This window comes from Mesorhizobium sp. USDA 3734 (genome assembly GCF_056279665.1).
In genome coordinates this window covers 1,531,108-1,543,881 of sequence record NZ_JBWCCW010000001.1, presented here as the reverse complement: position 1 = coordinate 1,543,881, position 12,774 = coordinate 1,531,108, and the positions used below count along the sequence as shown (strand labels likewise).

13 protein-coding genes are annotated in these 12,774 nt (G+C 63.0%); 7 read left to right on the top strand and 6 right to left on the bottom strand.

The window, feature by feature from the left end:
* Positions 1-23 precede the first annotated feature (23 nt).
* On the bottom strand, positions 24-995 hold the full coding sequence (locus tag ACZ89F_RS07285; RefSeq protein ID WP_476091069.1) for an SDR family oxidoreductase: 972 nt from the start codon (positions 993-995) through the stop codon (positions 24-26).
* A 237-nt stretch (positions 996-1,232) separates the two neighbouring features.
* On the opposite strand from ACZ89F_RS07285, the gene ACZ89F_RS07280 reads away from it, so the two are divergent.
* A complete protein-coding gene (locus tag ACZ89F_RS07280) occupies positions 1,233-1,496 on the top strand; it encodes a hypothetical protein (RefSeq protein WP_476091068.1) in 264 nt (87 codons plus the stop codon).
* A 146-nt stretch (positions 1,497-1,642) separates the two neighbouring features.
* Here ACZ89F_RS07280 and ACZ89F_RS07275 read toward each other — a convergent pair whose 3' ends face one another.
* The 5 genes from ACZ89F_RS07275 to ACZ89F_RS07255 all read right to left on the bottom strand — a co-directional run bounded on the left by ACZ89F_RS07275 (position 1,643) and on the right by ACZ89F_RS07255 (position 7,014).
* Positions 1,643-2,326 carry an SGNH/GDSL hydrolase family protein gene (locus tag ACZ89F_RS07275; RefSeq protein WP_476091067.1) on the bottom strand — a complete coding sequence of 228 codons (684 nt, stop codon included), beginning with the start codon at positions 2,324-2,326 and terminating at the stop codon, positions 1,643-1,645.
* 87 nt (positions 2,327-2,413) lie between these two features.
* Positions 2,414-3,367, bottom strand: coding sequence for an ABC transporter permease (locus ACZ89F_RS07270; protein WP_126069971.1), 954 nt, complete (start codon positions 3,365-3,367; stop codon positions 2,414-2,416).
* Positions 3,368-3,370: 3 nt separating this feature from the next.
* Complete coding sequence (locus ACZ89F_RS07265) at positions 3,371-4,333, bottom strand: ABC transporter permease (protein ID WP_476091066.1); 963 nt, start codon at positions 4,331-4,333, stop codon at positions 3,371-3,373.
* An 8-nt stretch (positions 4,334-4,341) separates the two neighbouring features.
* Positions 4,342-5,853, bottom strand: coding sequence for a sugar ABC transporter ATP-binding protein (locus ACZ89F_RS07260; protein WP_476091065.1), 1,512 nt, complete (start codon positions 5,851-5,853; stop codon positions 4,342-4,344).
* Positions 5,854-5,934: 81 nt separating this feature from the next.
* The gene (locus ACZ89F_RS07255; RefSeq protein ID WP_476091064.1) at positions 5,935-7,014 is read right to left on the bottom strand and encodes a substrate-binding domain-containing protein; all 1,080 of its coding nucleotides are present in this window, start codon (positions 7,012-7,014) and stop codon (positions 5,935-5,937) included.
* A gap of 321 nt (positions 7,015-7,335) precedes the next feature.
* On the opposite strand from ACZ89F_RS07255, the gene ACZ89F_RS07250 reads away from it, so the two are divergent.
* The 6 genes from ACZ89F_RS07250 (at position 7,336) to ACZ89F_RS07225 (ending at position 12,774) form a co-directional block, all read left to right on the top strand.
* A complete protein-coding gene (locus ACZ89F_RS07250) occupies positions 7,336-7,986 on the top strand; it encodes an SGNH/GDSL hydrolase family protein (RefSeq protein WP_476091063.1) in 651 nt (216 codons plus the stop codon).
* Between the two features lie 57 nt (positions 7,987-8,043).
* Positions 8,044-9,138, top strand: coding sequence for an ROK family transcriptional regulator (locus ACZ89F_RS07245; RefSeq protein ID WP_476097233.1), 1,095 nt, complete (start codon positions 8,044-8,046; stop codon positions 9,136-9,138).
* A 144-nt stretch (positions 9,139-9,282) separates the two neighbouring features.
* Positions 9,283-9,975, top strand: a complete 693-nt coding sequence (locus ACZ89F_RS07240) for a helix-turn-helix domain-containing protein (protein WP_476091062.1) — start codon at positions 9,283-9,285, stop codon at positions 9,973-9,975.
* Positions 9,976-9,978: 3 nt separating this feature from the next.
* The gene (locus tag ACZ89F_RS07235) at positions 9,979-11,058 is read left to right on the top strand and encodes an extracellular solute-binding protein (protein ID WP_476091061.1); all 1,080 of its coding nucleotides are present in this window, start codon (positions 9,979-9,981) and stop codon (positions 11,056-11,058) included.
* Positions 11,059-11,080: 22 nt separating this feature from the next.
* Entirely contained in the window at positions 11,081-11,989 is a 909-nt protein-coding gene (locus ACZ89F_RS07230) for an ABC transporter permease (RefSeq protein ID WP_476091060.1), read from the top strand.
* Positions 11,986-12,774 (top strand): ABC transporter permease, encoded by a 789-nt coding sequence (locus tag ACZ89F_RS07225; RefSeq protein ID WP_476091059.1) that lies wholly within the window; start codon positions 11,986-11,988, stop codon positions 12,772-12,774. Before ACZ89F_RS07230 ends, ACZ89F_RS07225 begins: the two co-directional genes overlap by 4 nt.

The following is a 12,774-nucleotide window of genomic DNA, read 5'->3' as shown; positions in this document are numbered from 1 at the left end:
GCCGCCAGCCGGCGATGCCAGGATCAGTAGCCGCCGACCACCGGCAGAATCTCGCCCGTGATGTAGCTGGAGCACTGCGCGGAAGCGAGAAACACATAGGCCGGAGCCAGTTCTTCGGGCTGCGCCGGACGCTTCATGGGCGTGTCGGCACCAAATTTGGAAACGTCGTCCGCCTTCTTGTCGGAGGGGTTCAAGGGGGTCCAGACAGGCCCCGGCGCCACCGCATTCACCCTGATTCCCTTGCTGATGAGGTTTCCCGACAACGCCCTGGTAAAGGCATGGATGCCGCCCTTGGTCATCGAATAGTCGACCAGCGCTTTGGAGCCGTCTATGCCGGTCACGGAGCCGGTGTTGACGATGGCCGAGCCTGGCTTCATATGCGGCACCGCCTCCTGCGCCATGTGGAAATAGCCGTAGAGGTTGGTCTTCAACGTGGTGTCGAAATGTTCCTCGGTCAGGTCGGCAAAATCGGCCGAGTGGACCTGGAAGGCGGCATTGTTCACCAGCACGTCGAGGCCGCCTAGCTGCTTCACAGTGGCGGCAACCGCCCGGCGACAGAAGGCACGGCGGGAGACGTCGCCGCGCAGCAGCAGGCAGCGCCGGCCTTCCGCCTCGATGGCCTTCTTGGTCTCGTCCGCATCCTTGTCTTCGGACAGATAGGCGATCGCCACGTCGGCTCCCTCACGTGCAAACAGAACCGCGACCGCACGGCCTATGCCGGAATCGCCGCCGGTGATCAGCGCTATCTTGCCATCCAGCTTGCGCGAGCCGATCCAGTAGGGCGCATCGTATAGCGGTGCGGGCTCGACCCGCCCCTCTTCGCCAGGCTTGGGATGATGCTGTTTCGGGAAAGGCGGCACCGGGTAGTTGCGTGCGCCGGCCTGCATGGCGCGATCCGGTTTCGACCGGCCTTTTTGGCGGTCGTCTTCATCCACCTTGCGCTGAATGCGCCGCTGTTTTTGGGCGGCCTTCGCGGTGTCGTTCTTCGTAAGCATTGCGTGCCTCCTTCTGCGGAAAATGTCGCAGCGGGCGGATCGTTCCCCACTCGGACCCGATCGTTTGTCATCCTGATTTTGACAAGGCCTTTGAGCGAGCCTTGCTGGCTGCCGCCCGGTTCGTCGATGACGACAGCGTATTTATTTGGCCTCCGGCCGGCTGCAGGCCTTAACTTTCGCAGCGTGGGTTTTTACATCTGAGGGGTCTGCAAACGATCGACGCTTGAGGAGGCTCCCTTGCAGCAGCAACCAGATGACATCGCCGCCCGCCGATTGGGCATTCTCATCGAGCAATATGTGGAAGCGCGCAAAAAGCGCCACGACTATGTGTCGACCGAGCAGGCCTATCAGGCCATCCGGCACGTCCTCAAACCTGCCATTCCCGATCGCGAACTCGACAACATGGTCGCCTCGCTTGCCGTCAAGAACGGGCTGGCGGTCGTTTTCGATCGCCAAACCAAAGCGTCCGCCGATGATATTCCTCTGGGGCCAAAGCCCTAGATCGACGCACATCTGCCGGAGGCTTGGCCACATCAATACGGGGCCAAACGCATCGTTCGGCCCCGCATCGATGTGTATCGCCGGAGGAACCTGCGATACACCTGCGCCCTGGGCCTGTGTGCCGCAAGCCGACGGGCGTGGCGGATTCAGGCGGCGGTGCTGACCTTGCCCATCTCGAGGATCGACTTGACCTTGTCGGCGACGGCGCGCCCCAGATCGGCGTTGTTTGCGGCAGTGAAATGGATGCCGTCGACACCGTCCGTTGTGACGAAATCGCCGGCATTGAGGAAGTCGATCTTCATGAAATCCGCCATCGCCTTGTACTGCCTGGCCAGGTCCCTGGACTTCTCGTGGCCGCCGCCAAACATGCCCTCGAACCACGGATCGGGCATCGGCGTCAGCGGCGGCGGTGCAATGACCAGCGCCTTGGGCGCCGGATAAGGGGTGCCGATGCCGCCGGCACTGGTCAGGATCTGCCCGACCAGTTTCGCCATTCCATTGGCGATCTCGTAGGGCGTCCGGCGGAAATAGGACTTCGTGTCGTTGGTGCCGAGCATCACGATGACCAGGTCCAGCGGCAGATGGCTGGCGATGGCCGAGGGCAGATAGTTGGCCCCGTTCAGGCGCGGATCGTTGGGGTCGTCGAGACAGGTCGTGCGTGCGCTCAAGCCTTCTTCGACGATGTGATAGCCCGCTCCGAGCGCCGCCGCCATGACGCCCGTCCAGCGCTGGTCATAGGGATAGCGGAGGGTCGGTGAGCCCTCCTTGACCGGAACCCAGCCCCAGGTGAGCGAGTCGCCGTAGCACATGATGTTTTTTGGCGGTGACATCCATGTTTCTCCATTTGTTTGCCAATTGTCTGAACACGCGGTTCGGTCCGGGCGGACGCCGGTGCGGTTTGCCTTCGCTGCTTCAAGTCAGGGGGTTCGCACGCGCACTCCGTAGAAGATCGCCGCGCCGAGGATGATGACGCCCTGGGCGATCAGCTTGCCGGGCTCGTCAATGCCGAGCACCGTCATCACCACGAACAAAAGCGCAAAACACAGCGCACCGAAGAAAGGCCCCCAGACGCCGCCGTCGCCACGGCCGAAGACGACGCCGCCAAGGATCGTTGCCGCGACGGCCAGGATCGGCAGGTCGAGACCGACGCGGACGCTGCCGACAGCAATCGAACCTGTCTGCACCAGGGCCGCGATCGCCGCGATCAGGCCGGCGAGCGTATGCGCCAGGATGACGGTGCGCTGGACCGGCACGCCGGAAAAATGGGCTGCTTCGGCATTCTCTCCGACCGAGGCGACGTAGCGGCCAAACACCGTCCGCGACAGCAGCAGCCACACCGCGGCGGTCAGCAGGATCCAGAACAGCACCGGCGTCGGAACCGACAGGAATTTCGTGTTGTAGAGGTCGTTGAACAGCTTCGGCACGTCGCCGGGTGGATTGCCACTCGACAGGAACTGCACCAGCCCGACCAGGATGATGCTGACCGCCAGCGTGACGATGACGGCCGACACCCGCCGGTTGCCGATCATGAAGCCGTTGAACAGACCGATGACGAGGCCCGTGGCGAGCGCCAGCACGACGAAGAATGGCAGCGACGCGCCCGGGAAACTGCCCGACGAGATGAAATAGTTGATCAAGAGGATGATGCCACCGCCGGAGAGGTCGATCGACTTCACCCGCATGACGACGAGCTGCCCCAGCACCAGGATACCGAGCGGGACGATCTGCCTGATGAAGATGCCCATGATGTTGAGGTTGAGCATGTTCGGCCGTGCGATCCACAGCGTGGCCAGCAGCACGAGGAAGACAAAATAGGACGGCGGTATGCGCAGCAGTCGTCGGGCGATCGGATTTGCGAGAACGGCAGCCATGGTTCAGAGCCCCATCTTCTTGCGCGATTGCAGCCCGACCACCGCCAGCAGGATGCCGCCCTTGATCGCCGTCTGGACGAAGGGCGAGACGTTGGCGAGGTTCATGCCATTGGCCAGCAGCGCCATGACCAGCGCGCCGATCACCGTGCCGTGCAGGCTGCCGATGCCGCCTGAGAGCTGGGTGCCCCCAAGGGCCACGGCGGTGACGGTGTCGAGTTCGAAAAGCAGCCCGACATTCGGATCGCCCGACACGATGCGCCCGGCCAGGAAGACACCGGCAACGGCCGCGAAACAGGAACAGACCACATAGGCGAGGATGATGTTACGACGGTCGGCCACGCCGAAATTGCGGGCAGCACTCTCTGCACCCGAAGCGATGCCGCCGCCGATCGCAAACAGATGCAGCCCGTATCGCGATCCGTAGAGCAGCTTCCACGCCACCAGGATCACGACGATGCCCCAGAAAACCGGATAGGGAATGCCGAGGAAACTACCCGAGACGGCGGCGATGACGATCTCCGGCACGGTGCCGCCGGAGACGGGACGCAAGATGCGCGTGACGCCAAGTACGATGTACTGCGTCGACAGCGTCGCGATGATCGGATGGACGTTGAAGCGGGTGATCGCCAGGCCGTTGATCAGACCGATGAATGCGGCCAGCAGAAAGACCGCCGGGATCAGCACGATCGCCGGCTGGTCGAGCGCCAGCACCGCCGTCGTGAAGCTGATGACAGAGCCGACCGACAGATCGAGCCCGCCTATGAGCACGACGACGAGCTGCCCGATCGCCGCGATGATCAGCGGCATTGCCTGGGCAACCAGGTTGAAGAGGTTCTCGGCCGTCGCGAACTGTGTCGTCTCGACGGTCAGCCACAGCGAAATGAGCAAGGCAACCAGCAGTGGCAGGCCCCACAGGCCTTGCCGTGTGTTCCGGCCACTCAGGATGTTGAAAAGCGAACGATGCATGGAGGCCCCTAATGCTGGCGCGTGGAGCCGCCCGTCAGGGCCGCGTCGAGGATCTTGTGTTCCGTCGCCTGCGCTGCCGGCATTTCGGCAACGATCGTGTCATGATGGACGACGTAGATGCGGTCGCAGAGCCCGATCAGCTCGATCGTCTCGCGCGACAGCACCAGCACGGCACCGCCCTTGCGGGTGAAGTCGCGCAGCAGATGGTAGATCTCGGACTTGGCGCCGATGTCGACGCCGCGGGTCGGCTCCTCCACCAACAGAAGATCGAGATCGGCGGCCAGATACCGGCCGAGCAGAACCTTTTGCTGGTTGCCACCCGACAGGGAGCCGACCGGAGCCGATGGACCCGCCGCCTTTATGTTCATGACCTCCATCATGCGGGCGATGACGTTTCGATAGGGCCGCGCCGGCGCAAGTTCGGGTCGCCTCGAATGCAATCCGATGGCGATGTTGTGGGCGATCGGCAAAGCGAGAAAGAGCCCCTCTTCCTTGCGGTCCTCGGGAACGAAGCCGACCTTCAGCTGCTGCAAATGGCGAACGCCTGCCGACCCCGAGAGCGGCATCTTCAGCGCTTTGCCGTTGATGGAAATCGTCCCGGCAAAGGGATGGTAGCGGCCGATCAGCGATCTCAGGAAGCGCTGCTGGCCCTGCCCCTCCAGTCCGGCCAGGGCGACGATCTCACCCTTGTGCAATGTCAGCGACAGCGGCTGCGAGGTCTCCGTGATCCTGAGGTTCTCGACGCGCAGGATCTCATCGCCTTTGTCATCAGTGCGATCGGGGAAAAGGTCCTGGAGTTCGCGTCCGACCATCATGGCGATGAGTTCGTCGGTGGTGATCTCGGACACCATTCTGGTGCCGACCAGTGCGCCGTCCTTCAACACCGTCACCGTGTCGCACAGCTCGAAGATCTCCTCCATGCGATGCGAGATGTAGACGATCGCTTTTCCCTTATCGCGCAGCCGGCGGATGTTGCGGTTGAGCACATCGACATCGGCCGCATTGAGAGCGGCCGTCGGTTCATCGAGGATGAGCACGCTGGCGTCGGCATGGATGCAATGCGCGATCTCGACGAATTGCCGCTCGGCGATCGTCAGGTTGGAAACGAGTTGCGACGGGTCGAGCGTGAGGCCGAGTTCGCCAAGCGCCTTGGCGGTCTGGCTGCTCATCGCGGAATAGTCGATCGAGCCGAACCGGGTCGTCGGCTCCCGGCCCAGAAACATGTTCTCGGCGATCGACAGATTGGGCAGCAGCGAATGCTCCTGGAAAACGGTGGAAATACCTGCATCCAGTGCGTCGCGCGGCGACTTCAGATCGAGCTTTTCCCCGTTCATGAAGATCTCGCCGGAATCGGGCTGATGCACGCCCGCCAGGATCTTCATCAACGTCGATTTGCCGGCGCCGTTCTCCCCCATCAGGGCGTGAACGCTGCCCGCCTTGAGATCGAGGGAAACGGAGTGGAGCGCCTTGCTCCCTCCGAACGCCTTCGAAATGTGGGACATCTCGATAAGATTGGTCACGAAATCCTCGAACGAACCGGGTTCAACAGCTGGAAAGGCCTGCGGGGAATGTTTGTCCACTCCCCGCCAGCCACGGCGCCGTCACTTCTTGCCGTAATATTCCTTGAGCTTGTCCTCGGGCAGTTCGCTCGGCCACCAGACATTGGCCGTCAAATCGTCGCGATAGTATTTGGCGGCCTTGTCCTTGTCCCAGCCGTCGGGGTTGTAGACATAGCGCTTGTAGAGCTGCTGGCCTTCGAGCAAAGCGACAGCGGCGCGCACGCCGGCCGCACCTTGGGCGGGGCTGTATTCCGGCGAGATCGACTTGAATCCATCCGTGATCCACTGGCTGAAATAGCCATTGTTGCCTTCGCCGGAAATCGGCGGAATGGGCGTGCCGAACTGCTTGAAGACATCGACGCAGGCACGCGTCATGTCGGCGCCCGACGACCAGATGCCGTCGACCTGCGGATTGTTCAGATAGAGCGTCTCGCACAGCTTCTTGGCCTTGTCGTACTGCCAGTCGCCATGCTCCTCGGCGATGATCTGCACATGCGTGCCCTTGAGCGATTCCAGGAGGCCGTTGTAGCGGTTGGTGTCTTCCGGATGGCCGGCCAGACCCCGCAGGACCCAGATCTTGCCGTTGTCGCCGACGGTCTTCACCAGCCAGTCGCCCATCACCTTGCCGAAGTGCTCGGCCCCGCCCTGGATCTCTGTGGTGTAGGCGTCGGAATCGATGCGGCCGGTGTGAAGGATGACGGGAATGCCGGCGGCGACCGCCTTGGCGATGCTGGCGTTGGCCGATGTGCTGGTCACCGGCTGAACGATGATCGCGTCGACATGCTGCGCGATCAGATCCTCGATATCGGCCACCTGCTTCTTCTGGTCGAAGCCGGCATCGAGCAGGATGAATTTCGAGATGCGCTTGTCCTTTGCCGCGGCGTTCTCCGCCTCATGCGCCACCTGCACCGTCCAGGTGTTGGCGTTGACGCCGAAGTCGCTCATTCCGATGACCCAGGGCGGGTCCTTCTTGAACGCGCCGGCCGCGGTCATGCGCGTGTCGTCGGCGCGCGGCGCGACGCCGTCCATCAGCTTGACGTCTTCCGCATGCGCCAGGGAGGTCACGGCAAGCGCTGATACGACGAGCACTCCCAGACCGACGGTTTTCAGCAATCCTAACATTGAACTCTCCTCCTTGTGGTTGCCCCGGCCTTACGAATTCGTACGGCCGCGAGACGCTCTCCCAATGCATGCTCGTCGTCGCAAACCGACCGATGCACACAATCCCGCCCCCCCGAACACACGCGTGTCGAGGCCCAACTTCTGCTGGACGATGATGACGGTCGAGAACTCCTCCGGGCACTTTAGAAGCACAGCGGATTCGGCCTGTCAATAGTTAGTCATGTTGAATGACTATTCGCTTGCTTGCCTTTCATCGCTCCTCTATCCATCATGAATGGCGCGCGCCGGCATCGGCGCGCTGTCAGTTCCGGCGGGAAAAACATGCGATCAGTCTTGTGCTACGGCGACTCCAACACGCACGGCCAGATCCCCGGCAGGGGGCCGCTCGAGCGCTATGGTCCATGTGAGCGCTGGCCGGGGATATTGCGTTCTCAGCTAGGTCCCGATTGGTATGTCATCGAGGAGGGATTGAGCGGCCGAACCACCGTCCACGACGACCCGATCGAGGGCGCCCACAAGAACGGCCGGACCTATCTTCGTCCTTGCCTGCAGAGCCATGCGACGCTTGATCTCGTCATCATCATGCTCGGCACCAACGATCTGAAGATCCGCTTCAACAAGCCGCCGTCGGAAGTGGCGATGGGCATTGGCTGCCTCGTCTACGACATCAAGGAGCTGGCGCCCGGTCCGGGCGGCTCGACGCCCGAGATCATGATCGTGGCGCCGCCGCCGATGCAGAACGACGTCAAGGAATGGAAGTCCATCTTCGCCGGCGCGCCGGAGAAATCGCGCCTGCTCGCGCTCGAATTCGAGGTTCTGGCGGACTCGCTCGAACTGCACTTTTTCGATGCCGGCGCGGTGGTGTCGTGCAGCGAAGCAGACGGATTTCACATAGATGCCGAGGCGCACAGATTGCTGGGCACCGCACTCGCCCGCGCGGTCGATGCCATCGGCTGGAGCCGCTCGACATGAGCAATCCCGGCGCCGCCAGGCAATGCGCTCTTACCGACGGGGCGACCCTTGCCTGACATGAGATTCGCACCACCCAATCCCTTGCGCATCGCCGATCGTGCGAGTGGGCTGAATGCGTTGAGCGTGCGCAGCTACAACGAGCGGCTGGTGCTGTCGCTGCTGCTGCAGAACGAAGGCATTTCGCGGATGGAAATCGGCGAGAAGACCGGCCTGTCGGCGCAGACGGCCTCGGTCATCGTCCGCTCGCTCGAGCAGGAAGGCTTGGTCTCGCAGGGCGAGGCGCAGCGCGGCCGCGTCGGCCCGCCAACCATACCGCTTTCGCTCAATCCGGAGGGCGCCTATGCGGTCGGCGTCGGCTTCAGCCGGCGCAGGATCGACATCGCGCTCATCGACTTCATCGGCACCGTGCGCTTCCACAAGCAGTTGCCGGCGGATGAAGCCAATCCGTTTCCGCAAAGCAGTGATTTGCTGGGGGCAATCGGGCAAGCCATGACGAGCTTGCCCGTCGAGGCGCGCAGCCGGGTCGCCGGCATCGGGCTGGCTGTTCCCGACGAAGTCGACGCCATGGCTGCAACCCGCAACGGATCGAGCACCTCCCTCAAGGCTTTGCAAGGCGAGATCGAAGAGCAGAGCAAGCTGCCGGTTTTCGTGCAAAACGACATCACCGCAGCGGCCGGCGGCGAAAGCATGTTCGGCGTCGCCAAGCCGCTGAACGACTATTTGTTCTTCTATCTCGGGGCAAGGCTGCAGAGCAGGCTCATCCTCAACCACCAGATCTACAAGGGAAACGCCAGCGCCAGCTTCGATCATGGCCTTGTGCGCCTGGAGAGCGAACTGACCAGGCGCGGGCGCCCGTCCGAAATCATCTGGAGCAGCAGCCCTGAGTGGCCTGACCTTGGCGAGGCCTACAGCGAATGGCTGGGGGAATGCTCCAACCGCCTGAAAGCGTCGATCTCGGCACTGACCCAGTTTGTCGAATTCAGGACGGTCGTCCTGTCCAGCTACGCGCCGCAGAAGATCGCCAAGGCTTTGTGCGCCGACATCAGCCGGGAATTCGCCACCATCGAAGCGTTGCCGGCGCGCGTCACCATCAGCCCGAAGGCCGTCGGCGCGGCAAGCCTGCCGTTCAGTTCGCGCTTCATGATCCAGTGATCGGGCCGAACCGGCGTTTGCTCCTGCCGGTCGGCCGATCATGCATCCCTCTGCAGGTCCATCGGTGATTTTCAGGTGACCCGAGCGAATCCGCTTGCCAGGAGGCTTCACTTAATAGCATGTTAAGTGAACCCTGAGATCGCCATGAAGATTGCCGAGGATCACATCCCAGACGACAGCGCCGCGTCCAGCGCGGAAGCGCGCCGCTCGACGGTGTTGGGCGATCGCGTCAAAGCCTATCGCACCACGCGACGCCTGACGCTGCGCCAGCTCGGCGACATGATCGGCACCACCGCCAGTTTCCTGAGCCAGCTCGAGCGCGGCCTTTCCGGCGCCAACACCAGCACGCTGATGCTGATCGCCAATGCGCTCGGCATCAGCCTCGCCGACCTTTTCGACGAATGCGAAGTCTCGCCGCACGCGGTGCTGACACGCGCCGAGCGGCCGGCGCTGCCGACCAGCGAAGGCTATCGCAAGACGCTGCTGTCGCGCCGGCCAATCCGTGAGATGGAAGTCTATTGCGGCGAATTCGCCGTCGGCGGCTCGACCGGCGACGTGCCCTACACGCATGGCAGCGCACATGAAATGTTCCTCGTGCTGCGCGGCCGGCTGCAGCTGACGCTCGGTGACGAGAGCTTCATCCTCGAAGAGGGCGACAGCATCGAATATTCGACCTCGACGCCGCACCGAACAATCAATGTCGGCGACACGGTGGCCGAAGTGCTCTGGATCATTGCGCCGCCGACCAGCGGCGCCGTCGACCTCGACCAATATGTAGCCCGGAAAACGCTCGCGCCCGGTCTGCCAAAATCAAACAGCGAGCCATCGGAGGGTTAGAAAATGGGAAGCAGATCAAGATTGGCCGGATTTGTCGGTGCCGCCGCACTGGCCTTGCTCGCGGCCGCCGCTCACGCGCAGAACGCACCGCCGGCGGGAACCGTCGTCGACGGGTCGCTGAAGGGCAAGACGCTGACCTTCGTCTCTTATGGCGGCATCTACCAGGACGGCCAGGTCGCGGCGCTCAAGGAATTCGTCGACAAGAGCGGCGTCAAGCTCTTGAACGACGGACCGACCGAAATCGCCAAGCTTCAGGCGCAGGTGGAATCAGGCAATGTGACCTGGGATGTCGTCGACACCGACGACTTTCCGCCCTTCGTGCATTGCGGCAAACTGTTCCAGAAGCTCGATTTGACCAAGCTCGACATCTCGCACATCCCGGCCGGACAGGTCGGTGAATGCAGCGTGCCGGCGATGAACTACGGCATGGTCCTGATGTACAAGAACGACAAGTACAAGGACAATCCGCCGACGGACTGGAAGGATTTCTTCGACACCGCGAAATTCCCCGGCACGCGCGCCATCGATGGCAGCGGAAGCCCGATCGGCGGCCTGATCGAACAGGCCATCCTGGCCGACGGCGGCAAGGTCGACGCCATGACGCCGGCCGACATCGACAAGGGCATCGCCAAGATCAAAGCGATCGGTCCGGACACGATCTTCTGGAAGACCGGCGCCGAATCCCAGCAGCTCGCCGAATCCGGCGAGGCCGACATGATCATCATGTGGACGGGCCGCGCCATGACGGCGGTCAAGAACGGCGCCGCCTACACGCCGGTGTGGAAGGACTGGCTGGTCGTCATGGATCAGCTAACCATCCCGGTCGGCGCCAAGGACACCGACGCCTCCTATGCGCTGATCAACGCCTATCTCGGCAAGAAGTCGCAAGAGATCCTGACCGAGCAGACCTCCTACTCGCCGATCAACAGCGAGGCACAGCCGAAGGTGGATGCCTCCGTCGGCGCCTTCCTGACCAACACGCCGGACCACGCCAAGCTCGGCTACCAGCAGAACATCAAGTTCTGGGTCGCCAACTTCGCCACGGCGTCCGACAAGTGGACGGCGCTGATGGCCGGCAACTGAGCCGGCTACCGCAGGTGACGGCGTGAGCCAGACATCGCATACGCCGACGGCCGGGGGTGAAAATCCCCGGCCGGCAGGTGCCGTGCAGGGGCCGCAACGGCGCCCGCGCCTTGCCGCCTATCCTTCGCTGCTGGCGATGCCGGCCTTGCTCCTGCTCATCGCGGCGATGGGCTATCCCTTGCTGACCGTCACGCTGCGCAGTTTTTCGGACCCGGCCTGGGGCCTGCAGAACTATGTCTGGTTCTTTTCCACGCCGGTGAACGTCACCGTCCTGTGGCGCACCTTTTCCATCGCCGCCTGGGTGACCATCGTCTGCGTCATCGCCGCCTATCCCTACGCCTATCTCATGACGGCCGTCGGGCCGCGGCTGCGGCTCGTCCTCATCCTGTGCGTGCTGGTGCCGTTCTGGGTCAGCGGCGTGGTGCGCACCCTGGCCTGGGTGATCCTGCTGCAGGATTCAGGCATCATCAATTCCGTGATCAGGCTGCTCGGCTTTGACGGCGTGAAGCTGATCCGCACGCAGACCGGCGTGGTCATCGGCATGGCGCAGGTGCTGCTGCCGTTCATGATCCTGCCGCTCTATTCGGTGATGCGCGGTATCGACCTGCGCCTCGTCCAGGCGGCGCGCAGCCTCGGTGCGCGGCCGGCACGTGCCTTCCTGCAAATCTATCTGCCGCTGTCGCTGCCTGGTGTTTTCGCCGGCGCCATCATCGTCTTCATCCTGTCGCTCGGCTTCTACATCACCCCGGCCCTGCTCGGCGGCCCGCGCAGCACCATGCTGTCGACGCTGGTGCAGAGCCAGGTGCTCAGCCTGCTGAACTGGGGCCGTGGCGGCGCCATGGGCGTCGTGCTGCTGGTCGCGACCTTCGTGCTTCTGGCGCTCGCCGCCCCGCTGATGCGCCAGCGCCACAAGCAGGCGTCCAGATCATGAGACTGGCGCCATTCCGCATTCTGCTCGGCCTGTTCTGCCTGTTGGTCGCCGTGTGGCTGGTGATGCCGACGCTGGTCATCATCCCGATGTCGTTCAACGAGAAGAAGTCGCTGGCCTTCCCGCCCTCCGGCTTCTCCTGGCAGTGGTACGAGAATTTCTTCACCAATCCCGATTGGCTGTCGAGCTTCTTCAATTCGCTCAGGGTCGCCGGCCTCGTCGCCATCGCCGCGACGCTGATCGGCACGCTGGCGTCGCTTGGCCTCAGCCGCATGAAACATTCCGGCGCCGGCCTGCTGCGCGCCATCCTGATCACGCCGATGATCGTGCCCGGCGTGGTGCTGGCGATCGGCATCTATGCCGTCTATCTCGACTACCAGCTCGTCGGCACCACCACCGGCTTCGTCATCGCGCACACGATGCTGGCGATCCCCTTCGTCATCATCGCCGTGTCGGCAAGCCTCGAAGTCTTCGACGTGCGACTGGAGACGGCGGCGGCAAGCCTCGGCGCCAACCGCCTCACAACGTTCCGCACGGTGACCTTGCCGCTGATCGCGCCCGGCATCCTGTCGGGGCTGCTGTTTGCCTTCGTCACCTCTTTCGACGAAATCATCGTCGCGCTGTTCATCACCAGCCCGTATTTGAAGACCTTGCCCGTTCAGATCTTCACCAGCATCACCCGCGACGCCGACCCGACGGTGACGGCCGTTGGAACCATCATCTTCATTGCCACGACGCTGATCATCAGCGCCGGGCTGATCATCAGCTCGAAATCGACGAGGAGTTGA

Coding starts and splice junctions, on each gene's coding strand:
- ACZ89F_RS07275 (WP_476091067.1), bottom strand. CDS start 2,326: ATGTCACCGCCAAAAAACATCATGTGCTACGGCGACTCGCTCACCTGG.
- ACZ89F_RS07235 (WP_476091061.1), top strand. CDS start 9,979: ATGGGAAGCAGATCAAGATTGGCCGGATTTGTCGGTGCCGCCGCACTG.
- ACZ89F_RS07250 (WP_476091063.1), top strand. CDS start 7,336: ATGCGATCAGTCTTGTGCTACGGCGACTCCAACACGCACGGCCAGATC.
- ACZ89F_RS07265 (WP_476091066.1), bottom strand. CDS start 4,333: ATGCATCGTTCGCTTTTCAACATCCTGAGTGGCCGGAACACACGGCAA.
- ACZ89F_RS07240 (WP_476091062.1), top strand. CDS start 9,283: ATGAAGATTGCCGAGGATCACATCCCAGACGACAGCGCCGCGTCCAGC.
- ACZ89F_RS07255 (WP_476091064.1), bottom strand. CDS start 7,014: ATGTTAGGATTGCTGAAAACCGTCGGTCTGGGAGTGCTCGTCGTATCA.
- ACZ89F_RS07225 (WP_476091059.1), top strand. CDS start 11,986: ATGAGACTGGCGCCATTCCGCATTCTGCTCGGCCTGTTCTGCCTGTTG.
- ACZ89F_RS07245 (WP_476097233.1), top strand. CDS start 8,044: ATGAGATTCGCACCACCCAATCCCTTGCGCATCGCCGATCGTGCGAGT.
- ACZ89F_RS07270 (WP_126069971.1), bottom strand. CDS start 3,367: ATGGCTGCCGTTCTCGCAAATCCGATCGCCCGACGACTGCTGCGCATA.
- ACZ89F_RS07285 (WP_476091069.1), bottom strand. CDS start 995: ATGCTTACGAAGAACGACACCGCGAAGGCCGCCCAAAAACAGCGGCGC.